This is a genomic window from Occallatibacter sp. (assembly GCF_049802275.1).
Lineage (GTDB): Bacteria > Acidobacteriota > Terriglobia > Terriglobales > Acidobacteriaceae > Telmatobacter.
Genome location: NZ_JBARMD010000605.1, coordinates 1 through 26,723 on the forward strand (window position 1 = coordinate 1; position 26,723 = coordinate 26,723).

The 26,723-nt window shown below is 56.8% G+C and carries 24 protein-coding genes; 8 read left to right on the forward strand and 16 right to left on the reverse strand.

The genetic code is table 11. The features are described 5' to 3' along the window. From recO to WA354_RS20525, 7 genes are all read right to left on the reverse strand, one after another. A partial coding sequence (gene recO, locus WA354_RS20495; RefSeq protein ID WP_472814880.1) for a DNA repair protein RecO occupies positions 1 to 313 on the reverse strand: 313 nt, incomplete at its 3' end. A 92-nt stretch (positions 314 to 405) separates the two neighbouring features. Next, entirely contained in the window at positions 406 to 759 is a 354-nt protein-coding gene (locus tag WA354_RS20500; RefSeq protein WP_472814881.1) for a 4Fe-4S dicluster domain-containing protein, read from the reverse strand. Positions 760 to 1,113: 354 nt separating this feature from the next. Further along, positions 1,114 to 1,989 (reverse strand): inositol monophosphatase family protein, encoded by an 876-nt coding sequence (locus WA354_RS20505; protein WP_472814903.1) that lies wholly within the window; start codon positions 1,987 to 1,989, stop codon positions 1,114 to 1,116. A gap of 32 nt (positions 1,990 to 2,021) precedes the next feature. Continuing rightward, positions 2,022 to 2,321, reverse strand: a complete 300-nt coding sequence (locus tag WA354_RS20510) for an RNA chaperone Hfq (protein ID WP_472814882.1) — start codon at positions 2,319 to 2,321, stop codon at positions 2,022 to 2,024. A gap of 156 nt (positions 2,322 to 2,477) precedes the next feature. Then, complete coding sequence (locus WA354_RS20515) at positions 2,478 to 3,110, reverse strand: PilZ domain-containing protein (protein ID WP_472814883.1); 633 nt, start codon at positions 3,108 to 3,110, stop codon at positions 2,478 to 2,480. A gap of 446 nt (positions 3,111 to 3,556) precedes the next feature. Beyond that, positions 3,557 to 4,885 (reverse strand): 6-bladed beta-propeller, encoded by a 1,329-nt coding sequence (locus tag WA354_RS20520; protein ID WP_472814884.1) that lies wholly within the window; start codon positions 4,883 to 4,885, stop codon positions 3,557 to 3,559. A 70-nt stretch (positions 4,886 to 4,955) separates the two neighbouring features. Continuing rightward, the gene (locus WA354_RS20525) at positions 4,956 to 6,458 is read right to left on the reverse strand and encodes a cytochrome c3 family protein (protein ID WP_472814885.1); all 1,503 of its coding nucleotides are present in this window, start codon (positions 6,456 to 6,458) and stop codon (positions 4,956 to 4,958) included. 502 nt (positions 6,459 to 6,960) lie between these two features. On the opposite strand from WA354_RS20525, the gene WA354_RS20530 reads away from it, so the two are divergent. The 5 genes from WA354_RS20530 (at position 6,961) to WA354_RS20550 (ending at position 13,603) form a co-directional block, all read left to right on the forward strand. Continuing rightward, a complete protein-coding gene (locus tag WA354_RS20530) occupies positions 6,961 to 8,031 on the forward strand; it encodes a sensor histidine kinase (protein WP_472814886.1) in 1,071 nt (356 codons plus the stop codon). 337 nt (positions 8,032 to 8,368) lie between these two features. Further along, positions 8,369 to 9,142 (forward strand): hypothetical protein, encoded by a 774-nt coding sequence (locus WA354_RS20535; RefSeq protein WP_472814887.1) that lies wholly within the window; start codon positions 8,369 to 8,371, stop codon positions 9,140 to 9,142. Between the two features lie 430 nt (positions 9,143 to 9,572). Then, positions 9,573 to 10,556: a hypothetical protein gene (locus WA354_RS20540; RefSeq protein WP_472814888.1), complete on the forward strand. Its 984-nt coding sequence runs from the start codon at positions 9,573 to 9,575 to the stop codon at positions 10,554 to 10,556. 571 nt (positions 10,557 to 11,127) lie between these two features. Then, positions 11,128 to 12,567, forward strand: coding sequence for a sigma-54-dependent transcriptional regulator (locus tag WA354_RS20545; RefSeq protein ID WP_472814889.1), 1,440 nt, complete (start codon positions 11,128 to 11,130; stop codon positions 12,565 to 12,567). A 181-nt stretch (positions 12,568 to 12,748) separates the two neighbouring features. Next, complete coding sequence (locus tag WA354_RS20550) at positions 12,749 to 13,603, forward strand: hypothetical protein (RefSeq protein WP_472814890.1); 855 nt, start codon at positions 12,749 to 12,751, stop codon at positions 13,601 to 13,603. A 4-nt stretch (positions 13,604 to 13,607) separates the two neighbouring features. Here WA354_RS20550 and WA354_RS20555 read toward each other — a convergent pair whose 3' ends face one another. From WA354_RS20555 to WA354_RS20575, 5 genes are all read right to left on the reverse strand, one after another. Further along, complete coding sequence (locus tag WA354_RS20555) at positions 13,608 to 15,482, reverse strand: cytochrome c3 family protein (RefSeq protein WP_472814891.1); 1,875 nt, start codon at positions 15,480 to 15,482, stop codon at positions 13,608 to 13,610. 14 nt (positions 15,483 to 15,496) lie between these two features. Beyond that, complete coding sequence (locus WA354_RS20560) at positions 15,497 to 16,459, reverse strand: 6-bladed beta-propeller (protein ID WP_472814892.1); 963 nt, start codon at positions 16,457 to 16,459, stop codon at positions 15,497 to 15,499. 119 nt (positions 16,460 to 16,578) lie between these two features. Continuing rightward, positions 16,579 to 18,366, reverse strand: a complete 1,788-nt coding sequence (locus WA354_RS20565; RefSeq protein WP_472814893.1) for a hypothetical protein — start codon at positions 18,364 to 18,366, stop codon at positions 16,579 to 16,581. A gap of 157 nt (positions 18,367 to 18,523) precedes the next feature. After that, positions 18,524 to 19,552, reverse strand: coding sequence for a peptidylprolyl isomerase (locus tag WA354_RS20570; RefSeq protein ID WP_472814894.1), 1,029 nt, complete (start codon positions 19,550 to 19,552; stop codon positions 18,524 to 18,526). A gap of 63 nt (positions 19,553 to 19,615) precedes the next feature. Next, on the reverse strand, positions 19,616 to 20,488 hold the full coding sequence (locus WA354_RS20575; RefSeq protein WP_472814895.1) for a hypothetical protein: 873 nt from the start codon (positions 20,486 to 20,488) through the stop codon (positions 19,616 to 19,618). Between the two features lie 556 nt (positions 20,489 to 21,044). Here WA354_RS20575 and WA354_RS20580 point away from each other — a divergent pair. Both WA354_RS20580 and WA354_RS20585 read left to right on the forward strand, forming a co-directional pair. Next, positions 21,045 to 21,749 (forward strand): tetratricopeptide repeat protein, encoded by a 705-nt coding sequence (locus WA354_RS20580; protein ID WP_472814896.1) that lies wholly within the window; start codon positions 21,045 to 21,047, stop codon positions 21,747 to 21,749. Continuing rightward, a complete protein-coding gene (locus WA354_RS20585; protein ID WP_472814897.1) occupies positions 21,736 to 22,398 on the forward strand; it encodes a tetratricopeptide repeat protein in 663 nt (220 codons plus the stop codon). Before WA354_RS20580 ends, WA354_RS20585 begins: the two co-directional genes overlap by 14 nt. Positions 22,399 to 22,438: 40 nt before the next feature. Here WA354_RS20585 and WA354_RS20590 read toward each other — a convergent pair whose 3' ends face one another. The 4 genes from WA354_RS20590 to WA354_RS20605 all read right to left on the reverse strand — a co-directional run bounded on the left by WA354_RS20590 (position 22,439) and on the right by WA354_RS20605 (position 25,965). Beyond that, positions 22,439 to 22,903: a nuclear transport factor 2 family protein gene (locus tag WA354_RS20590; protein ID WP_472814898.1), complete on the reverse strand. Its 465-nt coding sequence runs from the start codon at positions 22,901 to 22,903 to the stop codon at positions 22,439 to 22,441. A gap of 177 nt (positions 22,904 to 23,080) precedes the next feature. Further along, entirely contained in the window at positions 23,081 to 23,980 is a 900-nt protein-coding gene (locus WA354_RS20595; protein WP_472814899.1) for a lysophospholipid acyltransferase family protein, read from the reverse strand. Positions 23,981 to 24,109: 129 nt separating this feature from the next. Then, complete coding sequence (locus WA354_RS20600; protein ID WP_472814900.1) at positions 24,110 to 24,790, reverse strand: lipid-binding SYLF domain-containing protein; 681 nt, start codon at positions 24,788 to 24,790, stop codon at positions 24,110 to 24,112. Between the two features lie 473 nt (positions 24,791 to 25,263). Continuing rightward, complete coding sequence (locus tag WA354_RS20605) at positions 25,264 to 25,965, reverse strand: LuxR C-terminal-related transcriptional regulator (RefSeq protein ID WP_472814901.1); 702 nt, start codon at positions 25,963 to 25,965, stop codon at positions 25,264 to 25,266. 439 nt (positions 25,966 to 26,404) lie between these two features. Between WA354_RS20605 and WA354_RS20610 the strand changes: the two genes are divergently transcribed. Then, the gene (locus WA354_RS20610) at positions 26,405 to 26,698 is read left to right on the forward strand and encodes an HU family DNA-binding protein (protein ID WP_472814902.1); all 294 of its coding nucleotides are present in this window, start codon (positions 26,405 to 26,407) and stop codon (positions 26,696 to 26,698) included. The last annotated feature ends 25 nt before the right edge of the window (positions 26,699 to 26,723 follow it).

Sequence of the window (26,723 nt, forward strand, 5' to 3'; positions counted from 1 at the left end):
GCATTTCTTCCAACAGCTCGGCAAAGAAGCTCAGCACCGTCAGCCGCGTCAGATCCACGGGGGCCGACAGCGGCGAACGAACAATCTCCATCTGATCCAGGCGCACCAAGTCCTGCTTCGGCCGCTCTGCAAACCACGCGCGGACCACCGTCATCGGCTCCAGCGCGCCGCCAAACCGCCTGCGCGATTTCAGAGCCGACTTCGCCACACCGGTCATTTTCCCGTAGTCGCGCGTAAAAAAACTCACCACCAGGTCGGCTTCGTGCACTGGCCACGTGCGCAACACCACGGCTTCTGACGTTAGCACTGTCACGCGTGATTCCTCAACCATTCCCAAACGCACAAACGCGCCCGCCGCAGCGGACGCGTTTCGACTTGCGCAATCGTTTCTGCGCTAAAACCAGGCTACCGACCGAAGTGCTCGGCGTTCTTCTGCGTAAAGTGCGCCCACTTCTCCGGAACATCGTCCTGTGCAAAGATTGCCGACACTGGGCATGCTGGAACGCAGGCGCCGCAGTCGATGCACTCGACCGGATCGATGAAAAGCTGATCGGCGGTGCCGTGATCGGCTTCGTCCTTCTTGGGGTGGATGCAATCGACTGGACAGGCGTCCACACAGGCGGTGTCCTTCGTGCCGATACAGGGTTCTGCGATTACATAGGCCATTCTGATTTCTCCGACAGAGTTGAAGTCTCGACGCTGATAGTAGCACACGCCCCCAACGCCTGACTTCGGCCCAAGGTCCTCGCGTTTTGCCATGCGGGAAGCGCCTTCGCTGATTCCAAAAAGCCTCTCGTGCCAGAGATCTGGGTGCCCCATCCATGACGCAGTTTCATCGCGACATGGGTGGGAAAGCACTGTCCTGGGTGCCCGAGAGCCGGCCCTGAGCGCGTCGAAGAGTCTCGCTTTTGAGACCTGGCAGAATGCCGGGTGCCTCATCCATGACGCAGTTTCATCGCGGCATGGGTGGGAAAGCACGAACATGGGTGACCCAGACTGGGTGCCCCAGGTCTTGATTTTGAGACCTGGGAGAACGCCGGGTGCCCCATCCATGACGCAGTTTCATCGCGACATGGGTGGGAAAGCACGAACATGGTGCCTATGACTGGCCATCTATTCCAGCCCCTTTGCCTTCAGTTCCCTCATTGCCGCAAACTCTTCTGGCGACGGAATCGGCGCGAGCCCGCGCCCTGCAAACATATCCACGAACATCCCCACCATTTCAGCGTGAATGAGCCCATTCGTCGCCAGCACTTCGTGGCTGTCCAGCCGGAACGGGCCGCCGGCAAAATCCGACACCCGTCCGCCAGCCTCGGTCACCAGCAGAACCCCCGCTGCCGTATCCCAGGGGTTGAGATTGAACTCCCAGAATGCCTCCAGCCTGCCCGCCGCCACATACGCCAGATCCAGCGCCGCCGAGCCCGCCCTGCGTACTCCATGGGAACGCAGCGTGAACTCGTGGTAAAAGTGAATGTTCGGGTTCTGGTGCCGCTTCCGGCTGGGAAATCCTGTCGCAACCAATGCTTCCGCCAGGGTCGCAGTTTTCGATACTTGCAGCCGCTTCCCATTCAACGTTGCGCCCCGGCCCCGCTCTGCCGTGTACAACTCATCCCGCATCGGGTCGTAGATCACCGCCGCTTGAATCGTTCCGTCCTGGTCCGGTTTCAGCGCTGCATCGCGCTGTTCCAGTCCCATTGACACGCAGAACTGCGGAAGCCCATGCGCAAAATTGGTCGTTCCATCCAGTGGATCGACGTACCAGCGAAACTCCTGCTCCATCCGCTCGCGCGTGCCCTCTTCGCCGTAGATCCCATGCTCCGGAAACGACTCGCTCAAGCGCGTTCGGATCAGCTTCTCCACGGTACGGTCGGCCACTGTCACCAGGTCCACGTCGCCCTTGTACTCGGTGGCGACACCCTGCACAAAAAACTCGCGCAGCCGTGCCCCAGCCTCCCTCGCAATTTCCGAGGCTTGGGGCGTCCACATCATCCTGGTTTCGGTCGTTTCAGCAGCCGTTTCGTTCACTCTCCGGCCTTCTTGTCCGATAGCCCGCCGTTTCGCGGCACGCGACGTTTGCCCGTCTCGGTGATGGTCTCAACCTGGTGTTTATAGATAAACAGGTTGGGCTTCCCCTCGCGCGTCAGCCGCAGCATGCCGTCATCGAAATACTCAATCCACCCGCGAACAACCTCGCCGCCGCGCAGTTTTACCGCCACTGGAACTTGACGCTCGCTCAACGAACGCAAATAGAGCGCTTCTTGTCCCGTTTCGCCCGGGGGAGGAGTTTTCGCGTGCCGCCGCGTAGAAATTCCAGGAGTCATAGTGCCATTTTAGATGCAGTAAACATTCGTGACGGTTGGGAATCTGTGAATCGCGCCAAACACGGGTACGAGGTTCACGATCGCCGCGTGTTCCTCGAATCGTCCAGCAATAATTTGACCCACAAGGAAACTGAGCAGCAACCGGCATCCATGGCGTCAGCGGCCGCCCTCAAAAACTGTCTTCAACCGCCCTCCAGCCCTGGATGGCGCGCCGGTGGTTGACTCCGATCGAAAGGGTTCTTCCCCGAGGCTTCCCTCTGAACCGGGCTGCTCCCTAAGCCGCTGCAGGAACTGCTCCATCTGCCCGCGGGTTACCCATTTCACACGTAAAGAATTGCCGTAGACCGCATCGGATTCTTCCTCGCTCAGGAGGATGGAAAATCCCACGCCGTCCTTGGCGCACCGCACCACCTTCGCCTGGACCGTAAAGCAATCAAGATCGCTCTTGGCCAGTGGATCCGTTCGTTTCAACGTAACCGGCATCTCCGTCCCCGGAACCCAGCGCTCATCCGTGAGCAGGCAGAATCCCGTGAGGCTGATGTCCCCTAGATCATAGGACTTCGATGAATGTGCCGTTCCCAGATATCCCACCAGTGGTGGTATTGGCTGGCGCTCCTGCCGGCGCTGATCGGGAAACAACCGTCGCAAGAAACGCTTGAACAGCGGCTCGGTTAGAAAGCATTCAACCCGGCGAAGTTCAATCTGTTCGTCGTTCTTCGTTTCGGCATCGCTTGCCGCAGCCGCGGCGCTTCTCCATTTCGGGTCCAGCCTCTGCACTTTCGAGTTCATTGGTTTCGCCCTTCAATCGTTCCGACGTTTGCGCCTTACTTTAGAACTCGGGCCGGTACGACCAGGTGACGCGTATTCGACCCGTGTCCCGCGAAGGCCCCCTCTGTGAGCGAACTCCGCAGAGACAGATCGGCGCAAGGGCCTCGGTCCCATGATTGGAGCCTAGTTGGAAATTGAGAAACCGAAAATCCATCGGGAGTTGCAACCCGCGTGGCTCATTCGATTCGAAACTGAGGTTACCGTTGCTCGCCGCACCCAACTCCAATGGCACAGTATCCGCAACGCTCCGAAGTCGAATTCAGGACCAAAACGCGGCAAGTTCGAACGGTTTTGCCAAACCTGCGCCACGTGCAAGACCAATAGAACTGCGCGGACGGCAGTCATCGGCTATGACTATTTTCGATTCTCAGTTGCCCATCGGGGTGATCTTTTCATACCCCAACCCCCTACTGCCCAGGAGCTTTGGTCGGAGCAGCGCTATTCTGAGGCGTGGTATCCGGCGCTTTCTGTGGAGAAGTTTCTGCCGGCTTGGCTTGCGGCTGCGACACAGCTTTCTGCCGGTGTTCGGCAGCCTTCTGCAACTCTGCATCCTTCTTCGCCTTCTCGTCCGCCGCCTGGGCATCGGTTACATAGCGGAAGACCTGCAAACGTCCCGGCTCCTGTTCGGTGGTGAACACCCGGTTTTGCTTGTCGATGGCTACTCCCGTCAGCGTTTTGAATTGCCCTGGCAGCTCACCGTGACCGGTCCCCACATATGTCAGTAACTGCCCTTCGCGGTTAAACACTTGCAGCCGATCCTCCATCTGGTCGGCCACCCAGATGTGCCCGTCGCCATCGACCGCGATGCCCTTGGGACGTGCGAGATATCCCGGCCCATCTCCATGTTTGCCAAACTCGCTTACAAAATTCCCGTCGGCATCGAAAATCTCCACCCTGTTGTTCATGGTGTCGGTCACATACACATTCCCGTCCCCGTCAACGGCCACGCCCTGCGGCGCTCCAAAATCTCCCGGAGTCGTCAGGAAGTGATTCTTGCCGCCCGTCCCGATTCGCCGCAGTAGCTTAAGCGAGTCGGCGTCATACACAAGTACCTGGTCCTGCTGCGTGTCGACAACATAGAGAAAACGGTTCGTCGTGTCGATCGCTAGTCCCACGGGATCTACCAACCCCTCCGTTATCTGGTTCTCCAGTTCATGCTTCGTATTGAAAATCAGCACGCGGTGCATCTTGCCGTCGGAAACAAACAGCCGGTCGTCATCGTCGATGGCCAGGCCGTTGATCCACCCGAAATGGGCTTCAATGCCATTTCTGATCATCTGGCAATCGCGCGTCTCGGTGTTGAAAATGAAAATCGCACCCACCCTCTGATCGGCTACGTACACCATTCCCTTGGAGTCAACTGCGACCCCGTACGGTCCGATCATCTGAAACGGGAAGGTCTTCAGATTGACCTTCTCCGCATCCGTCTGTCCACCCGCAAGCCGGTCCATCCAGCTCGCCTTCGGCTTGCTGTTTGGCTCCGTTGTGAAATCGATCTTGGCCCCTGCAAAATAGTCGACCCAGTGGATACGTCCGATATTGGGCGGGCTCGGCCACACCAGTTTCGTCGGGTCAAAACCAAACTTCCGCGGTCCCGCCACGGGAGTGGGTGCAGTATTAGCCTTCTTTTTCTTGCTTGCATGGGCTGTCGACGGGAAAGTCAGCCCCAATGCAAGCAGAAGCAGAACAGCAAACCAGTTGCGGTTGCGAATCGAATTGAAGAGGAAGCGATGCATCTTGATCTCCATGATTGCGTCACATGCAGCATTGCTGTGCAGCGCACAGCGCCTGCATCGGACGCAGCCTTTATTTCCCCGGTATCACCGTTTCATTCATATTGAGCCGGTTCTTGTGGCAGTTATCGCAAAACGCCATATTGTTCACTTGGTCTTTCACCAGCAAATCGGGCTGCGCCGAAGCATGCGGCTGATGGCAGGAAAGACAACTGAGCGGCGTCTTTACCTTGCTTTGATTCGCCGGGTCCATCACGTCCGCAACAGGATGACCCTCCACCGGATGCCCCAGCCCATAGCGCAGTGGCAGAATCGGAACCTTGTTCTTTACGTAGTAGTCATCGGGCAATCTCACTGTTCCGTTGAAAATGGTCAGCAGGTGATCCGCCTCATCCCTCTGCGGAACGGAGTCGGGCCCGTGGCACTCCAGGCACAGCGTGTTGCCTTTTGCCCGCAGCAGATGATCGTTATCGCCGCCATGCGGTGTGTGGCACGTCGAGCAGCCCTGCGCAAACGCCGGCTGATGATGCACGGACTTCTTGCGCAGATCGTCAATGTCGCTGTGACATCCAAGGCATATCGTCACGGAGTCGCTCTTCGGCAATCCCGGCTGGTTGCTGGCATGTGGATTGTGGCAGTCAGTGCAATCGCCCGCAGCGCCCGGATGCGGCACCTTGGCCGAATCTATCTGCTTGGCCTTATCGTCGTGACACGTCACGCACAGCGCCTTCACATCCGTCTGCACCAATACCACTTTTCCATCTTTTGCCGGCTGGTGGCACGTATCGCATCCATTCCCCTGGAAGGGCACATGCTGAAACTTCGCCATCAACTTCGGCGAGTCCGACTGGTGCGGATCGTGGCATTGCACGCAATTCGCCGTCCCGAAAGGCTGGTTATTGTGCGCCTTCGCGAGATCGGCATCTTTCGGATCGTGGCAGTCCACACACAGCGCTGGGGGCGCCTTAGTCAGATGGAAGCGATTCTCCTCCGTTGGCTCAGGGCCGGTTTTATGCGTCAAGTGGCACGTGTCGCATCCCATATCGAGCGCGGCGTGGCGGCTGCCCTTGTCTGATACATGCAGCCCCGTCTTGTGACACTCCAGGCAAAGATTTTCCTTCTCGTCGCCCGACTCAGGTTTCAGCAATTGATTCTTGTTGTCGCTCGAGTGCGCGTCATGGCACGTCAGGCAATCGCGCACCGCCGGCGGATGCACCGTCCCCTTGATATCCGCAGCCTTCTTGTCCGCATGGCAGCTGATGCAGAGAGCAACCGGCGTGGCCGTGATCAGCTTCACACGCGTCACGTCCTTGTTTACCCTGATTTCGTGGCAGCCCAGGCAGCCCCCTTGCATGGCCGAGTGCACAAACTTGTGCTTCGCCTTGTCGTCGTGGCACTCGAGACACTTCTTGGGGTCGGTATCCTTGGCCAGCGGAACCGGATGCACCGCCGCCATAGCCCGCATGGCAAGCAACATCATCAGACCAACGCAGACCGAGCCGGCCATCCCGGACAAGCGGCGCTCCGGGCCGGCAACCGCTCTGCAGCACCATGCGCGACGAGGGAACAGATTCATAGGATCTCTTTACCAATGCTCCTTGCAAGAACCTTGCCGTAACCGCAGGGAAGACCCTACATTTGAAACCGCGCTCAACTTTCCGCGCATCAGCAAGTTCGCTGCCCTGATTACAAATGGAAACGAGTCGTCTGACTGTGATCTAAAACACATCATGGGCGTTCTGGCTCACCCTCCTCCGCCAAATCCCCCACCCTCTTGTGACTCCGCCCACTGACCGGTCCCGCCGCTCAATGCGTCAAATCCCCGCGCTCTCATCCTCCATTGCGTGATTTAGCCCAGACCGACTACCACTTCCGTAACCAGCCTGCAGCTTAACCGCCTTCGAAATAATGATTTAGACTCCGGTACTCTTCTGGCGCATTACTTGCATGTCCCTATGTGGAGACGGGCAAGGCTCCTCGAACATCTGCGTCGTAATTCCTGCAGCGCACTCTTTTCCGCATCGAACGCGGTGCAGCGTTCTTGGAAGTCCAAATCCCGTCCCGTTGAGGATCGCTGCGTGCATCCAGTCAGGGTCAATTGGCAGATCAAGGCAATCCTGCCCGTAGTCTTCGTGCTGCTGGCCGGACTCCTCCTGTTCACCATCGCCACCGTATCCCTCGGTGGCCGGGAACGCCACGCCGTCATCATGGTTGCCGGAGCAGGAGCCGTCATCATCTGCGGGGTGTTGATCGCCGTGCTGGCCTACCTGGTTCAGCGCCCTATGGTCGAGCTACAGGAGAAAGTCGCATTAATCAGCGCCGGCGACCTTGATGTTGCCGTGAGCTTTTCCGGTCGAAACGACGAAATCGGTGACTTGGGTCGAAATTTTAATTACATGATGCAGCAGTTACGCGAGAGCCGTAAGGAGATTGAGACCATGCATCGCACACAGATGTCACGCGCAGAGCACCTCGCCACGCTCGGCGAATTGGCAACCGGCCTGGCTCACGAGATTCGCAACCCGCTCGCTGGTATCGCGGGGGTCATCGACATCATCGGCCGCGATCTACCCGCGTCCAGTCCCGCCCGGGCCATGGTCAAGGACGTGCGCCTCGAAATCAACCAGATCAATCGTATTCTTACCGATCTGCTCGAAACCGCCCGCCCCCATCCGCCTCGGATGATGCGCAGCAATCTCAACACCACCGTCGAGCACGCCGTCATGCTCGCGCGTCAGCAGGTTCTCAGCCACCCCATCAAGATCGAACTCGAGAAGGCTCCCAACCTTACTGAGGTCGAGCACGACAGCGATCAGATTCACCAGGTCGTCCTCAATCTTCTCTTGAATGCGGTGCAGGCCATCGATGGCCCCGGCACCGTAACCGTGGCTATCAGTTCGCGAGAGGACTGCGCTATCGTAACCGTCAGCGACACCGGCCGCGGCATGTCCGACCAGCAGATGTCACAAATCTTTCGCCCCTTCTACACCACAAGGAGCAACGGTACGGGCCTTGGGCTCTCGCTAGTCCGCCGCATCGTTGAAGAACACCTCGGCCACATCGAAGTCACAAGCACATTGGGCCAGGGCAGCACCTTCGAAGTGCAGCTTCCGTTCTGCGCTTCCGCCCATCCCGCAGAAGTCGCCTGACACGCAATGCAAGATGCCGCCCCTGAGTTTGTGAGAGGGGGCATGTCGAACTCCATTCCGACCGCCGGGACTGTCAGTTATACCAGTTGCAGATGTTGAAAATGCGAAGGTACGATGACCCCGGTTGAAAAATTGGCCGTGATAATCGTTGGGTCAAATCCTTTGCAGCTTTGAACGACAATGGTGAGAGAACATGAATGACAGTCGATCGAACAGTTCCTCCTTAGTGCCTGTTTTCGCTCTTGTGTTGATCCTCGGCAGTCCCCACGCGTTGCTCTCGCAGACGGTAGATAGCTCCTCAGAGCCATCTGTTGTTGCGAGTTCAGAGGCCGTCAGCATGAGGGACTCATCGGGCGGGGACGCGGCGGAAACCATTCTGGAAAGACCAAACGCAGACTCACAGGTCGCCTCACCGACAAACACAAAATCAGATTGGGATAGAGGCCCGAATGCGTGGAAGTTCATCGTCTATCCGGTCTATGCCTGGGTTCCATTCTTCAGTAGCAGCATCACCCTGCCGACGATTCCCTCGCCACCCGGTGGTGGCGGTCCCGTGACTCCCAGTGGTACTACATCCGGATCTTTCGATGGTGCGGCATTCGCCGGAGCGGAAATCTACAAAGGCAAATGGTCGGGAATGGTCACATTCCTCTATGCCGGACTCTCGGCCACGCGAACCGTCCCGAGAGCCACATTGACCACGGATTTCATATATGGCCAGGCCATGGTGGAGCACCATGCGTACAAGGGATTGAGTTTGGGAGGTGGCTTCAGGCGCATGGCTTTGGACCTGACTGCCACCGTGGACACCTTTCCATCGGTGGGCAGAACACCCGGCTTCTGGGACCCACTGCTGAGTGCAACTTATCGTAAGCAGCTCAACAGAAAGTGGCGCGTATCAGGCCACATGGACGGAGGCGGGTTTGGAGTCGGCAGCGACATCGACATCGGTGCAGCCGCTTACGCGGACTGGAGATTTGCCAAACACTTCGGCATGACCATGGGTGGCGCGTATCTCCACTTCGAAAACTCCAACACGGTACTCACAAAGACGCTGACCATCAAGCCGACTATGTACGGTCCAACATTTGGATTTGGGATCTATTTCTAGATGGATCCCTGGCGCGTCGGATCTGAATCTGTCCCATAGGGCTTGCCAACAACGGTAGAACCACCCATACCGTGTCATCCTTGCAAAGTCGAAGGAACTGCCCTGAAAATTCCAGCGCAGCGGTGCATGGGATTAGGAATACGGAGGGAGCAGCAGCCTTCAGACTGCTGAAATCATGCGCGAAGAGTTACAGGGCCTTTTAGGCCTGGACACTCCCCGTACTACTCTTCATGTTCTTCGGGTGGCGCAAAGCGCCATAAATGACTGCAGTTGCTTTTGCGCTCGTAACGGGGCACGACTCTTTTGGTCGTGCAGAAAAGGCTAATTAGACCGCGTGCTTTGGCCTCTGAGGGATGTCCTGAAGTCGGCCCTGGAACTCTACAGGGCATACTGTAAATAGCAAGATCTCCATCCGGGCCAAAAGGAAGCCATGAATCTGCTGCGCACCCCGCGCACAATCAAATTCGTTCTCGCAATTCTGGCTTTCTTTTTTTCGCCGGCTTGCACCCCGGGCCATGCGCAGGCCGCCATGCTGATGGAACAGTCCTTCGGCTTCTTCGGCTTTCTGAACCCCACTGGTCACGACGCCATGTACTTCGAGCGCATCTGCGCTGAAACCCCCATGAAGGTTCGGCGATGCGCACCCGGAGAAATCGGCGCAGTGATCACCCGCTACCAGGGAGTTGCGCACTACGACTGGTTGGCGACACCCCTCGTCCCGTATCTCTATTCCGTCGAAACCGCCGCCGAGGTTCCCTCACGAGCGGATCACGACGCGGTGATCCGCCTGCGAGAAAAATACCACGACCCTCATTTGCTGGCTTTGGGTAAGGACGTTCCCCGCGGCGGCGACCGGAAAAGAGGTTGGAGCCAGCTCGTAGGCGCCACCTATGACCGGCGTGTCTATGCCTTCCGCTTCGCCACCACCGAAGAGCAGGATGACGCGCTCATCGCTCGCCTTAACGACGATGCGAACCGTTCCCATTTCAATTTGCTCTACGGCAATTGTGCGGATTGGACAGGCAGTATTCTTAACTTCTACTTCCCCGGGCTCATCCATCGCAGCATTCTGCCCGACGGCGGCATTACCACCCCCAGGCAGGTTGCCTACAAGCTCGTGCGCTATGCGCGGAAGCATCCTGAGATGCAGTTGACGGTGTTCGATATCCGGCAGATCCCGGGCAATCGGCGCCACAGCCATGCGAATAAAAGCATAGCGATGTCCCTCATCACGTCTGGCTACGTCGTTCCCTTTTTCTTTATCAGTCCTTATATCGATGCGGTAATCGTCGTCGACTACGTCGGATGGGGTCGCTATCCCCTCAATCTCAAGCAAGCGCAGCTTCTGAAGCCAGAGAACATGGCCCCATTGACCATCGCAGCGCATTCCGAGCTAACCCCGCGGAGTCCTTAGCGCCTGCGAACAGGTCACTCAAGTCAAGCCCTCTTGCCCGCGTCTCCGCGGGTCCGCTTGAATCCAAACAGAAGATTCCTGCGGCCATTTTGCATGCAATTACCACGTCTTGTCGCACAATTAAGTCGTTAGCCTGAACTGGCGATGGGCCAGCGCAACTTCTCAGCCGCATCTCAGGTGAGGCGATAAGTCCTTTGCTGAGAGGACTCTGCACCTAAGCTCAATGGGCAGAGGATTTTGCAGCGACCCTCCTGGGCTAAATCATTGAAAACAGGGATTTTCTTTACAGAGTACCGGTGGGGGTATCCCGCCGAAAAGATCCCTTCACGGCCCCCGAGCCGGGACGAGTTGTGGACCTCCGATGTCCACTGGCCGAAAAGCTGTTAGCTCCTTTTGCCCAGCTGCGTGACCTCAATCACATTCTTGAAGGCACAAATAGCCATTTAATGTCTTTAGCGTTGTATCGGGAATCACTTCGATGCATACCGAGTAAAGATCCCCGAGCTATTAATCCAGAACTGAACACGAGCCAGTATGGGCCACTGAGCTTGCATAGCAAGTGAGAGCGACGATGCCTGCAGAAAAAGTCTTGATCGTAGACGATGAGCGTCTGGTGCGCTGGTCGTTGCGTCAGAAATGCGAAGAGTGGGGCTATAGCGTCATCGAAGCCGATTGCGGTGAGACCGCCCTTCGCCTGGCGCAGCGCGAATCCCCGGATCTCGTGCTCCTCGACGTGCGACTCCCAGACCTCACTGGAATTGAAGTTCTCGATCAGCTCAAGAAAAACGGCGACGCACCCGCCATCATCATGATCACCGCCGACCCGCAACTCGACGACGTGAAAGCTTCCATCAAGCTCGGCGCTTACGATTTCGTAGGCAAGCCCATCGATTTCGACCTGTTGCAGGACGCGATGCGTAACGCGCTCGATGCCACCAGCACCCGCAACGGCGACCTGCAATCCGCTCGCGGCAAGGCTCGTCCCGGCGTGGGCTACGACAGCGTCGTGAGCGTCTCGCCCAAAATGACTGAGCTGATGAACTTCGTCAAAAAGGTCGCGTCTTGCGAGGCCTCCACCATTCTCATCCAGGGCGAAAGCGGTACGGGCAAGGATCTCATTGCCAAAACGATCCATTTCGAAAGCAGCCGCCACGAAAAGCCGTTTGTCGCCATCAACTGCTCCGCCATCCCCGAGACACTGATGGAAGCCGAACTCTTCGGCCATGAAAAAGGCGCATTCACCGACGCCAAGCAGATGAAGAAGGGTTTGTTTGAAGCGGCCGACGGCGGCACTCTCTTTCTCGACGAAATCGGCGAGCTCACTCCCCTGCTCCAGGCCAAGCTGCTGCGTGTTCTCGAAGATCAGGTCATTCGCCGCGTGGGTGGCCTCCGCGACATCCAGGTAGACGTGCGCGTCATCGCTGCCTCCAATCGCGACCTCGAAAAAGCAGTGCGCGAAGCCCAGTTCCGCCAGGATCTGTACTACCGTCTTGCCATCATTGCGATTTTCATACCGCCTCTGCGCGATCGCAAGGAAGACATCCTTCCGCTCGTCGACTTCTTCATCGAACGCTATAATCGGCGCTTCCGGAAAGCGATTCGCGGTATCACCGACGAAACGCGGCATTTGATTCTCGCCCACAACTGGCCTGGCAACGTACGCGAGCTCAAGAACTCCATCGAGCGCGGAATGATCCTCGAAGAGGAGGCTTTCCTCCGCTCCATGTATCTGCCCTTCTCCGTCGGCGAATCCGGCGGGCGCACCCTCTTCGAACGCACTTCGCCCGCGGATGGTGGACGAAAGCTCGCCAACGGACGCGCTCTTCCCCGTCTCTACATTCCCGAAGGCGGAACGTCGCTCGAAGAACTGGAACACTCCATGGTTGAGCTCGCCATGGGCCAGGCCAATGGCAACCAGACCAACGCCGCCAAGCTGCTCGACATCAGCCGCGACACCCTGCGTTACAAGCTGAAAAAATTCAGCATGTCCCCCGCCGACGACGAAATCTGACCGCGTCCCACATCGCTTCTCCCGCCCAGAAGAATCGAAATAGACCGCCATAAGCGAAGAGCGGTGCTGGGAAACCATTCCCCAGCAGATCAACTGCGTCCCGTAGGGCCGGAACGAACCCATTCAAGCTCAATCAAAATTCAGCCGATGAACGGAACAAAGCAAAGTGAGGCCTTGTTCCATGAGACGGATTTTCCTCGTTGTCCTCGTGCTCCTCGCGTTCGCAGGTTTCGCAATGGCGCAGTTGACCCAGCCAACCACTGACGTTCTCGGTGCTCATCTCAACTATGGCCGCGGCTGCACCGCCTGCCATTCGCCGCACAGCGGCACCGCCGGAAACGGGCAGCGATCGAGCGCCGGTTCGGGCAGCACGATGCTGTGGGGCGAAGATGTCAGCTCGCTCTATGGCAAAACCATTACTACGGACGGCGGTAAATACGTTGAAGTCCTGCCGACGAGCATGTCCGCCGATACGCCCGATGTTTCCGGCATGCTAACGTGCCTGGGCTGCCACGACGGCAACATGGCTCCAGCTGCCATGATGAAGAACAAGGTGTATGAGAATCTTCCGTCTACCTACGGAAACCGCAACTCCATCCCCACGCTGATGGCAAGCAACGGCGCCGGAAGCTATATGAGTGACCATCCGATGGGCTTGAACGCCACGGTCGATTGCGGTGGAACGTCGGGCTGGGATTGCACAGAAGCGAACGGCATCATCAGCATGAGAGGGTCCGCTTCCAGCCGGTTTATCACCAGTTACGGCTTCTTCGTCAAGCCCGGTGTTTACAACAATAAAGCCGTAGTCGTCTGTACCACCTGCCACGAGCCACACTCGATGAATGTGGTCACGATCGGCCACAGCTCAAATTCCGGGCTGCCTCCTGGAACCTACACGACCATGTTTTTCCTGCGGGCGCCCTACAATCCAAACGACACTAACCCAATGTCGAACCAGACCGCACAATTCTGCCGTCAATGTCATGCTGACAAGTCAAACGAGATGAATGGAAGCACCGCCGGCACGGTGTTCTAGAGTCTTAACGCTTCACGCCGGGAGCCCGGCGCAAGCTGGCTGTCGAAACCGTGCCATTGGGATTGTGCGCAACCTGGTGGCAGACCAGCGTGCACGTGTTGGTCGAACGGTTGTAGGAAACCGGCAACGCTCCATTCGGCGCCACAACGTTCACGTCGAAATTCACCAGGCGCTCCCCGCTGATTGTGCCGCTTGCGGCGCCGATGCCGTGAGCAGTATGGCATGTGGAACAACTCACTCCCGTGTTGATGTGATCGCTGTGGTGATTCCAGCTCGTGTTCTTCACGATTTGGTTGGCTATGTCGTGGCACTTTGCGCACAACGCATAGGGTCCGTTCACACTGAGATCGGGATTGGGAAACAGATTTGAAATCGCCTGCCCCGGCAAGACCGTTTGGCTGAATTCATATCGGCGCTCCAGGATGTGGGTCCACCGGGAACCATGTGGGCCATTAGCGCCCGAGCCCCCAAACTCGCGATTGTCATCGCTGTTGTGGCAGTCGGTGCATAGAATCTGCGTTCCCATCGCGCGGCCAGGAGTGATTCCATCCAGGTTCAGCATGTTCGTCAGCAGGCTGGGCTGCGCGAACGCGCTGCTCCGGGCATGCATCACCGGATGGCTAGATGTCGCCGATAGGGCAAACTGCGGAATCTGGTTCAGAGGATCGCCGGCCGAAACCGCACGCACGGCGAAATAACCATAAATCGGCAGAACCTGCTTCGCTGCGCTGGTTCCATGACAGCGCAGGCAGTTCTCATACTGATTCACTGCCGGCGTCAGCACCGTGGTCCCATCGCTCGCACTGATGCCGAGAATGTTCTTCTGCGAGATGCGAAGCTGCGGCGCGGGTGGAAAGACCCCAACCGGTTCCGATCCATGTGCGTTGTGGCAATCGACGCAAGTCGCATGGCGATTGTTGTTCAGCAGAACGCCTTCCGTTGCATCATGCGGATTGGTCGCGGCCGGGAAAGGATGGCCGATCTTGGGAGTTGCGTACTCCAGAAACACATTGGCATAAGCCGGCATCGGCGAAACATTGGTCCCGCCGTTGTGACATGCAATGCAATCCTGTTCATTCTGCCCGCGCAGCAACCGCGCCGGACCGCTTGCATTGTGGGGCGCATGGCACGAGTTGCACCCATCGGCAGCTACGGTCGCATAGCTTCCGAGCAGCGCCTGGGGTGAAATCTTGCTTGAGGAAAGAGCGTGCGCACTGGTAGACCAATCGGCCAGCGGATTGACCTGGCTGCCCATCGTTCGGCTTGGATCGTGGCAGGCGAGGCAGAGTTGTCCATTCGAGCTGTCCTTCACCAGAAAGTTCAGCGAGACTGGATCCTTGGCCTGCACGTGCGGATTGTGGCACGAGTTGCACTCGACGTTGCCGTTGATCAGTTTCACTGCTCCAGTTGGATCGGCGGTCTTCCCGCTTGAAACCAGCGAAGCAGCCAGGTCGATGTTGTCCTGCAAGGGGAGGGCCATGCTGAATGGGTGGGAAGATTGCATGTTGCTGCCGAACACGTCGGCAGAGTACATCGATCCGCGTGTCGTGACCTGGCCGTATGCCACGGTCGCTCCCACAGCAACGGTGCCATCGTGGCAGCTCAGGCATTGATTGCTGACAGAGCCGAGCATCGGCTGAGTATTGTTGTTCTTCTCCGTACTGCTTGTGTAGGTCGAGTAGGTTTGCGTGGTGAGCTTCTGATTCCAAAGGCCCGTGTTCAGTCCTGAATGCGGAGCGTGGCAGTACGCACAGGAGTCAGGCCGGGAGCCGGTGACGGGTGATTTGCTTCCGGGGCCTAGACTATGCACGCCCAATGCATCGCCAACAATCTGCGCGTGCGCAGACACCCCAGTCAGGAGAATCGTAAACGCGGTCACCAGGACTCGGATTCTCACTTCGCTGCCCCCGCGACCGGGCTCTTCATGCTGGCGAACTGAAACACCTGGATCCGCCGATTGAAGGAATCCACAACGAACACTTTGTCGTCATGATCGATGAACAAGCCCGACGGAAGCTGAAACTCCCCTGCATGCGTGCCCTTGGCGCCAAAGTAGTAAAGCAGTTCGCCTTGGCGATTGAAAACCTGCACCACGCCCCACAAGGAATCCACAACGTAGAGATCGCCTTCCGAGTCGACACTCACCGCCTTCGGCCGGAACATTGCCCCGGTGGTGTCACCGATCTTTCCGATGGCGTACTGGAACTTCCCAGCGCGGTCAAACACCTGCACTCGGAAGTTCATGGCATCCACTACCAAGAGGTTCGGTCCGCTCAAGCGCAGCTCAGTGGGCAAATTGAATTCGCCTTCGCCGTCCCCGGTTTTGCCGATCGTCTGCAGGATGTTGCCCTGCATGTCGAGCACAAAGACCTGGTCACGAAGTGTATCGGTCACGTAAATGCGCTGTGCTGTCGAGTCTACGGCAATTCCAGTGGGTCGCTTGAAATATCCTTCGCCCCCCTTCAAGCTCCCGATGGCGCGCACGTACTTTCCGCTCGGTTCAAAGACAAAGATTTTGCCTGCCTCCGAGTCGGTGACGTAGATATTGTCCTGGGCATCGACTGCGACGCACTGCGGTGTTGTCATCGCGTCTTTGCGCTTTTCCCTGCGCTCGATGAACTTGTACTTACGCTGCGCGAAATCGAAGATGTGCACCCCCGAGGCGCCAGGATCGGTCACAATGATCCTGCCGTGCGAGTCAGCGGTAATGCTGTAAGGACGAACAAGAAAGCGAAAATCAGGAGCGCCTGCGACAACATCTACCAGCTTGTTCCAGAAACCCCGGTTTGGCTTCACCTCGGACTCTGATCTGAAACTATGCTCCCAGGTGAGTTTGCGGCCGCCGTCGAGCGACATCTCCCACAGCTCTGGCGTGGCTGCAACTTTTGCTTTAGGCGCTGGCCAGATCGCAGGGGGCAAAAGTGCCAGACCCACCATCACCGGTATCGCGCATCGGCAGAGGTGCCGCTTTCGGGTTAGAAGAAGTTGAACCAACGTGAAATCCCCATGTAGTACGACGAGATCACCTCTGGCTGGGTACCGGTGACGCTGAATCCCTGTTCCAACCGGGCGTAGCCGCTGATGAAGTTCAACTTGCGAACCTGATATTGAAGGAGCGCGTTATATTGGCTGTTCTCATTATCAGATGGAATGCCGTTACTGATGGTGTTGCTGGTCGCCTTCCCATAGGTCGCGGCGAGAGTCAGTCTTTTCGTCGGACTGCTCGACATTCCGAAGGAATAGCTCTTTCCGCCGAATAGGCTCACAAGACTGGACGGCAGGATCGGCGAAGGCACTGGCACACCAACAAGGCCGGTGCCGGTTGCCAGCGCCTGGCCGTCCGACTTGGAATAGCTACCAGTGGCCGTGATGTAGGCACCATACCCGAATGAGCCGTTATAGGTCTCGCTACTGTTAGAGGTCCCGGCTTGATCGGTCAACGCGGTGCGAGCGACGCCGCCTCCAGCACTCAGGCTGAACATCCCCCAGTTTCGGCTAATGTTGCCCGAGAAGTTGTAATACGAGTTCATGTAGGTGATAAGAAGGGTCTGCACGTTTTGTGCGTAGCTGAACGATTCGTTTACTCTCCACCCAAAAATCCGGTTGGAGTAGTTCTCAGCTGCTGAAAACCCAATCGTGTCCTGCCCGTTCTGGTCAGCAGAGTTGGCAGACACACTTACTGAGGAATTGATGGTGCCATCGAAAAGTGCGTGCGTGTAAGTGGCGCCACCGCCGTACGATGTCACCCCGTAGTCCTCGCCCAGGAAGCTCTGCGTGCGGCGCTCAACGAATCCTGAAGTCTGCAGATTCGAAACCGGAGTGTATGATGCCACTGCCATCAAGTCCAGCGAATTGGAGGACTGGTCCGAATTCAGTCCGGGGACCACGCTCCCCGCTGCGATGACAGACTCAATGATTTGTCCGGTCAGATTGTCAGAGTAATTTGCCGTAGCTGTGATCGCGAGCTTCGCGGTCGGATGTACAGCGGCATCTGCGTTCACGGTATCAATCGCCCCAGTCGAAGAAATCCCAAGGTAATCGCTATTCCATGTAGATCGGTTTATTCCGACCGAAAACGAGCCGGCAAGGGGAAGCATATGAGACAGATTGCCGCCGTAGGCGGTGTTGTCTGAACGAATCTCTGCATTTGGGCCAGCTACGACCTGCGGAATCAGCGAGTGTGCCGATCCAGTAGCATAGTAAGCGCCCATGTTGAAGCCTTCCCATCGATAGCCGGAATGCAAATTCAGAGAATGAAATGAATTCTCGCCATTATCGTTTGTTCCATATACCGAATATTGACTGGATCCGCTCTGGAAACCTGCCGAAAAGCTGGGCGCGTCGGGAAGATTCTCGCTCCAGTTAATGCCGAACGTGTCGTTGTTTCCGTGCGTCACATAGTCGGCAATTCCCGGAACGGCGTAATTTCCTTCGCTGTTATAAGCCTTTGAATAGGTGATGGAGCCAGGGAATTTGCTGCCAGCGAAAATATTCGCGCTGAGGTTGAGCCCGCTGGCGTTGGAGATAGACTGGAAGCTCGAATTAGCGCTGGATTGATTCAAGTAGGGCGAGAAGTTATAGGAGATAAAATTCGGGCTGTGAAACGATCCTGAGAATGAGGCGGCGCCCCCGACGGTCCACCCATGGGAAGACCCGGTCATATTTCCGAAATTCGCCGTGTATCCCGATGATATCGTGCCCGTCCCGCTCGTGCTGGTCTCGCCAAACCGGATCTGAGAGGCCGCAGGTATTGCTGAAAGCATTAGCCCTGCAGTTATCAGCCACGCGACTCGAAGAAACCGAACCACTCAATCCATCCTTAAGCTCTCTCGTTTCGGATTCCACTTGCACGATCCGACCGAGTTTAGAAATCAGTTGCTGTCCCCGGCGCGAATATGAATTCAACCCCTTTTGCCGCTGTTACAGCTCTTCGATCTTCGCGTTCTGCCGTAGTTTCTGGTCCAATGCGGCTCGAAGCTGGTTCATCTTCGCATCGTGCAGTTCCTTGAGCAGTTGCGCTTTTACTTGTTCAAATTTGGTCTGGCCTGCCTGTGTGTGTGCCTGAAGTCGAACGATGGTATAGGCCTGTTCTAACTGGATCAGGCCACTCATATCGTTTGGGTGCATGGATAGAAGTGCCTTGACGACCTGTGGCGCCAGTTGATCTACCGGAATCGGCTTGTGCTGGCCCATCATTACGCGGTAATCATCATCGGAGATCTTCTCGGCGAGTAACCCGAATTCCTCGGCTGTCTTCGTCGTCTTCGCCTGTCTCAGCGCGTTCTCGGCGCGAGTACTCACTTCTTTCAACTGCGCGGAAGTGGCATTGGGTGGCGGCAGGATGGAAATTGTCTGAAAAGTGAACGACTCGGGATAATGGAAGCGGGCTGGGTTCTTGTCATAGTATGCCCTGGCTTCAGCGAGCGAAATTCCGCTCTTGTCATCGACCTCAGCTTTCAGAAAGGCTTCAATCAAAAGCGAGCGTCGAATCTTCTCCTGCAATAGCTGGTGTGAACCGTTGAAATCGCTTTGCAGAAACGCGTTGTACTCTTCCGGCGTTGCGAACTGTTTGCGAAAGTCCGCTTCTGCATGCTGCATCTTCGCCGGCGGCACTGTCATCTTTTTACGCAGCGCTTCCTGATATACCAGCTCTTCAAAGATGATCATCTTCAGGGCGCCATCGCGAACCTGCTTTTCGAGGTCTTTGGGAATCCCGTTATGCTGCCTGGCATAGGGAAAGATCGCGTATTCTTCGCGAACCAGGTCGGAGTTGCTGAGGACCGCGTTGTTCACACGTGCGACCGGCTTGTCTGCCGGCAATTGTGCGGGCCTTGCCGCGCTTTGAGCAGGAACCTGGGTGAAGACGGTCGGTGCATGTGATGACACCTGGGCAACAGCCGCACCTATACCCAGAAAAAGAAATTGAAGAAGGAAGAATTTGTACTTCATATAGGCGACCCCGCTTAAAAGGAAGGGGAGGGAAAGTAGCCCCCTCCCCTCATGCATAAAGATTTAGAAAGTAGTTACCGCGATGCCGTTGTTCATCTCGTTCGACTCGCCACCATGGCACTGGCGGCAGAACTGCGCTGTCTGGTTGCTGCCGGCGGTGCCGCTGGCTGGGTTATACGGTGCGCGAATGAAGAACATCGTCGCGTACGTTCCAGGAGTCAGACCTGACTTCGAGGCAGTCACTTTTACCACGTTCATCAAATGCTGGTTGTGGCAGGTGGTGCACATCACAACCGGTGTGTTGTTATAGTTGCCCGGGCTGACGAAGAAACCATAGTTAGTGACGAACTTGCTTGAGTTTGCTCCGGTCATCTGAACTGCACCGGCGGAGCTAATCGTGCAATCCCAGTCGTATGTTCCACCGCAGGTCATTACGGCGGTCAGACCTACCGGGTGATCGTTCAGGTAATTGCCCTTGGTGGTGCCGTCATTCCCGAGAAGCGTAGGGATGAAGTTCTGGGTCCCGTATGTGGCCGGCAGTGCCTCATAGACCCTGTTCTTCATCATGGCGCCCTGTGCATAGTTGCCGTCATGGCAGCTAAGGCACGTGAGCAGACCGGCAACGTCGGGCGTGGTGGCCGCCATGCTTGTCGGCAGGGTTTCTACAAAGCCGCCGCCACCGCTGGTGATGGTTTTGCCGTACAGGCTTGCGACATCCTCGCCCCAGAGAGCGACGTTGCCTGAAGTCGGATCGGCAGTTTTGGCGTTTCCGTTTCCGTAAGCGCCGCTGTGTGGTGCGTGACACGCCGTGCAACCGCGTCCGTAGTTGAGGTGGGCCCCGAGGACGTCAGTGTTTGGCTGGTAGCCGGGTCCCTGAGCCGCCGCGAATCCCGCGGTTGCCAGGAACGTCATTGCGATAAAAAGATTGCGCTTCATTGAGTAGAGCCTCCTAGTGCACTTTGTGTTGCTCTCGACCGAACCGTGGACGTCGACCCTACTGGTGTGGTTTTCAGCTCAGTCTTCATACATCACCCGTGCACGCTTCGTGCCGTTGGTTTAGAGCCTGTTTGGATTTCGAACATCCCACGTAATTCATTGTCGAGAAGCGGTTTGTACGTTTCCTGCAAGGAACAAATCATGTAACCGCTCCAGAATCTGTCAAAGTCGATGGGCGTTCTCCCGCAGTGCATTGGTGAAAAGCCCCAAGTCGTTCGTGACAGCCGTCACAATTGAGTCATTCTGCATGCTTCAATCTGTGATCTACCTTCGGACATTACCAATGGATCGCGTGTAGTCATGTGATTTACATCACGTCCCGATGTGATGCAGCTTGCTCTACTGAGCTTCGCCGCGCCATTACAGTGGATGAGCAGCGCACCTATTGACGGAACGTTCGTTCGGCGGGAAACGTGCTTGCAGATTGTTTGCTGCTCCGCAGTTATTCTTCGATGAGGCAGCATTCTCGAGTTCTTCTCGCATTGGAGTTCACGGTATGACACACGACCCAACCGCGACGGTCCCTGCGGTGCCAATCTTGCGGTCGGCACAGGTCTACTCCATGGCCGTCCTCTGCCTGGCGGTAGGTCTTGGCATCGGATACCTGATGCGCGGTTCGCAGCTCACTGTGCTTCCGCCGCAGAGTGATATCCGCGCGGTGACGCAGACGACGCCCGCAGGCGCAAAGCCAATGGGACATCGTCCAAGCCTCGAAGAGATGAGACAGATGGCCGACAAGCAAGCGGCGCCGCTGCTCGAAAAGCTCAAAAACAATCCAAATGACAGCGCGCTACTGGTGCAAGTTGGCGGCATTTACCACACTACGCATCGGTTTAAAGAAGCAGCCGACTATTACAACCGTGCATTGGACACCGATCCCAAAAACGTTGCTGTTCGCACCAAGCTGGCCTCGAGCCTCTATCGCAATGGAGATATCGATGGCGCTATCACGCAGTTAAATCGAGCCCTAACCGATGATCCGAAAGACGCGAATGCGCTCTTTGACCTGGGCATGATCAGGTTGCAGGGCAAGGGCGACCCCAAGGGCGCTCTCGCTGCGTGGCAGCGGCTGCTCAAAACAAATCCGCAACTCAGCCCGGAGCGCAAGGCTACGGTGTTGAAGCTCATGGCCGATGTAATGACGATGATGGGCGATCAACACGGAATCGAGAAAGCGAGGAGCAACGATGGACACGAATAATTCTCCTCGGAAACAGTGGACCGCCCAGAGTGCTCTGGTCCTGATGGCGATCTGTTTGCTGACCGGAATCGGCGGCGGTTGGGTTCTTCGAGGGGCCCGCCTGCCCGTGCAAACAGATGGCTCAAAAATCTCAGCCATGCCACAGACAGCGGCAATCAGCGCACCGACGGCGCCGAAAGCGCCGAGCCCTGATCAGTTGAAAGCGGTGGCCGACAACCAGGCCGCTCCGATGATCGCGAAGCTCAAAGCGGATCCGAGGAATCTGGAACTGCTCACCAGTATCGGCAATTTGTATTACGACGCACAGCAATATCCAGTCGCAGTCGACTACTACGGGCGCGAGCTTCAGATCAAGCCATCCGATGCCGCGGTGCGAACCGACATGGCAACAGCCTATTGGTACCTGGGAAACACGGACACGGCAATTGCGGAGTTTAACAAGGCGCTCACCTATGCGCCAACCAATCCGAGTACGCTCTTCAACCTTGGCCTGGTCAAGTGGCAAGGCAGGCACGACAGCACTGGCGCCATTGCCGACTGGAAGAAGCTGCTGGCCACCAATCCCAACTACGAAGGCAAAGACAAAGTCGAACAGATGCTGTCTGATGTAGAAAAGCAAACTGCAGCGAAGCCGGGCGCCAAAGGCTGATCACCTTCAGCGCTGCGTAACGATGACGGCGCAGTGCCGATTACCGCGTGTGCGATTCGTGGCAGTATGCGACGCGCCAACCGGCTGGGCGTAGCTCCCATATTGACGTGACGACGAATTTATCGTCGTGAGATGTCCCATCCGGCAAGGTGCGATGGGTTGCTAGCTGCTGGGTGACGAGAGCGACCCGGGCATCGAGGCTAACTATTTCCGGCTCGGCCTGCTCGCTGTAGACGACGTCGCTCTTGCCGTTTCTCCACCACTTCAGCTGTTGCTCACGGAGATTCGTGAAGCCGTGGATCACTTCACCGTCCACAATAAAGATCAGCGAAGGATCATGAATATAGGTGGCAAGAAAAGCATCTGTGTCGTGAGCGTTGGCGGCGATCACTTCCTGCTGGAGCAGGGGAAGGATCTGCTGCAGGGCCGCAGGGCGCGACTGCGCCTGCACAAATGTGGCTACGAACAAAGATGTGGCGAAAATGAGAGAGGCACCCTGTTTCATTGCGCTCCTTGAGTGCGTTCGAGTGTGGCAGAGTCGACTTTTCCGCTCAATGGGAAGATTCGCACATTCTATGGTGGTGTCAGTGCACCGTGTCAATGCGATGGAACACAGGGCAGAATCTGCGAGCCTCTTATGCCATGCAGCGATCTGCAAAAGAGAGAGCCAGCGGCGATGGGATCAGTAGAGTGGGGGCTCGCCGGGAGGGCGCGTCTTCCAGCGTCGATGAATCCAGAGCCACTGATCTGGATAGCGGCGGATCCAGGACTCGAGTACGTCGTTGCATTGCTGCGTGGCGGCGAGAACATCGGCTTCGGAGTTTCCGGTTTCGGTGAAGTGCAGTTGCGGGCCGAAATGAAGAACATACTTCTTTTCGGCGGGCTCCCATAACATGAAGCCGGGTACGACGGCGGCGCCGGTTTTGAGGGCTACGCGAGCGAGGCCCGAGGCTGTACAGGCCGTGATACCGAAGAAACTTACGAATTCGCCCTGGGGCGGCGTCATGTTGGTGTCCATGAGAATGCCAACCGCACTGCCCTCGTGCATAGCCGTTAGGAGGCCGCGCGCGAAATCGTCTTTGTGGAGCACGCGATTGCCATGCATACAACGGATACTGTTGACGAATTCGTCGAGCTTGCGATTGTCGAGACGCCGAATCACCAAGCCCATCGGATGCCCCATCAGTGAGTGGTAGAAGCTCGAGAGTTCCCATGCACCGAGGTGCCCGGTGAGAACTAGAACTCCCCTGGCCAGTGCTTTAGCAGCCAGATAGTGCTCGAGGCCTTCGGTACCTATCCAGCGCTGCGTGTTCTCACGTGTGTAGTGGGGCATTCGGCAAAACTCGACAAGATGCCATCCGAGGTGGCGATAAAGAGACCGGAGCAGATCTTTACGCGCTTCGGGTGTCAACTCTGGAAGTGCGAAGGATAGGTTGCGCTCGCCCACGCGCCGCAAACGGCCCATCAGGCGATAAACGGTCCAGGCCAGGACACCCGCAAGCAGGCGTGCCAGCGAGCGCGGCATCCAACTAAGTGCGCGGGCTACTGCAATCACCAGCCAATACTCGAGGGTTTGTTGCATCTTTTGAGGCAAAACTAAGTTTAGGGCATCGGGGCGGAATTTGTTCGCGTGGTCGCTGCAGACAATCCAAATACAAAGGGCGGCCCATATTCAGGCCGCCCCTCGACAACAAAATTCAGTTGCCTGGTCTCATTTGCCTTGTGAGAAGTAGTGCGCGACCGTGCGGACGAATTCGACCGCTCCAGCGGGTACGCCTACGTTGCCCTTCAGCACGTTCTGAAAGCTCTGCGGAGCGCCGTAGAAGATTTCGGTATCATCCTTGTTTTGAGAAACGCTGGTGCCGTCGAGGCTGATTCCGGCAAACACACCCTTGTTACGCGAGTAGCTTAGCAACTCGGCATTCATCTTCCAGTCGGTCGCGGCCTGTCCGGCGCGTCCAACTGGTCCCGCAGCCGCCGACGCATCGGCACCGATTTTGAACTTGTTCTTCAACAGGTCCTGGAATCCACGATCGTTCACGGCAACCAGGATCAGGTCGGTGGATTGGCCGCCTATCTGAAATCCAAATGAACCGCCCGCCATGCGAATGAAGACCGGCGCGCTCCAGCCATGACCGGTACGGCACGTGACCACGCCCTGTCCGTATTGCGCACCAAAGACAAATGCGCCCTTGATCATGCTGGGAACCACGCCAACGCAGGTCGCCTGCTGCAGGATGTTTCGCGGAATAGTACTGTCCTTTGCCTGCATGATTTGATCGAGAACCGTCTTCGCTGCGTCGACGCGGTCCTGCAATGCGCCCTTCGACGACGCGTTGGCAGTCGAGCTAGCAAGTAAACAAAGACAAAGAGAAGCAATAAATCTTTTCATTCTGGGGAGTCCTTTCATTTCCAATGCACACGCATCGCGCAGCTTCCTGGTTGCTGATGTTTAGAACTGCTTTAGAAGAACAAAGTCGCGCGAGAAAAGCCCAGGATTTTGCACCAAGGAATCTCGGCGGGCAACATGCCGAATTCAGCCTACAGCATAGCCACAGAGCCAAAACGAATGGACCGGGAGGAAATCGTCTGCCCGCATCTCGCAAATTACGCTGCTGTGTTCGACCAGAAAATATTGGACCAGGGGATCTAGCCGCGGGAGGAGGGACGCCGAAATAAAAAAGAGGAGTTCACAGGCCTCATGGTTCACATGATGCCTGGGAACTCCTTTCCCCAGATCTGCGTTGTTTCTGGAATGATTATTAGTAATGTTCCGAGATCTCACAAGAGTACTTAGGTTTTACATTTTTAGTAATCTCTTGCGGGGTAATTTTATAGTTACTAGCCGCAGATTACCGGCCTCGATCAGGCAGTGACAGCCTCCGCTGCGTGCATCGTAGCAGGGGACGGCTTGTATGACCCGTGCAATGCCCGCATCGAAAGCTCAATCCGATTCTCGGCGCCCACTTTACGCATCAGTTTGCCTACATGCGCCTTCACAGTGCGTTCCTCGATGCCAAGTTCCTCAGCGATCTCGCGATTGGAGCGTGCGAGCAACAGCAACTGCAAAACCTGTTCTTCACGCGCGGTGAGATGCGGCCGCGGGCTGGTGACACTGGAATCCTCGCCCGAGAGCAGGCGGTCAATAAGCTTCGAAAGCAGCTTCCGCGGAGCCCATATGGACCCGGAGATGACGACGTCGAGGGCCTCGCGCACAAGTCGCGGACCGGCGCCTGTATCAAGATAGGCGCGAGCTCCCGCGATGATGGTGTCCATCATGACCTGTTCGTTGCTGTCGGGACCGATGACCACCATGCGAAGGTTTGGGCGCTTGCGGCGAATGCCTTCCAGAACGCCAAGTTTCTTTGAGGAACTGCTCCAATCAATCAACACATACTCAATAGATTCATTGTCCAGGTGCTCTTCGAGGGTGCCCACGATGGGAAGCAGAGGCGTTTCTCCGGTTTTTGCGTAGTTCTCAAAGATGCTGGTGAGGCCTTCGAGCCGCATCGGTTCGTTGGCGACGACACCGATTCGGATTGGTTCCAAGCTGTACATCGCGGGCATCGAGCCTCTCCTTGCCTGGTTCAACGAACGATCGGGTTGTTGGCCTTCCCAGACTCAGGTCTTTAGGTCAGGCAAGCTGCATTCCCCGTCTTTTGTTGCACTTTGCCAGGCGGTTGTTACCGATGGCATCGTTGTTTTGATTACCTTGAAATAACAGTATCCGGCAAAGTCACTGTTTCGCATAGGCTTTAGCGTCAGGGAACGGGCGTTCTCCTATCTCTAAAGTCACAAGGGACGGGTTTTCCACCGTTCCGGAGGAGCGTTTCCGGTCAAAACGTGACCTGGAACACGCGCAAACGGCGTGATCCTGCCCTCCATCCGTCGTCACTCTCTCAAAAAATCCTCTCCGGCGGTGTTTCACAAATGAGCCAAAGGCTGTACCATCAGTCCGGTAGGGCGTGGTACAGTCGAAAACAGTCGCGCTAGCGAGGTGATCGCATTGATTAAACAAGACATCGTGCACCATGTAATCGAGCGCACAGGCCTGCCCCGCACGAAGGCCGAAGCGGCAGTCGATACTGTGTTTGAGGGCTTGAAAGAAGCCCTGGCAGCAGGCGAGCGCATTGAACTGCGCGGTTTTGGTGTGTTCAGCGTACGCGCGCGTAAAACCGGCATCGGACGCAATCCCCGCACCGGCACCGAAGTCAGCATCACGCCTGGAAAAGCCGTGCGCTTCAAGCCCGGTAAAGAACTGCATACATTGGAGTCCGGGACACCCACTCCGAGCGCCTGATTCGCACGTCGGGTCGAAGCGCTGG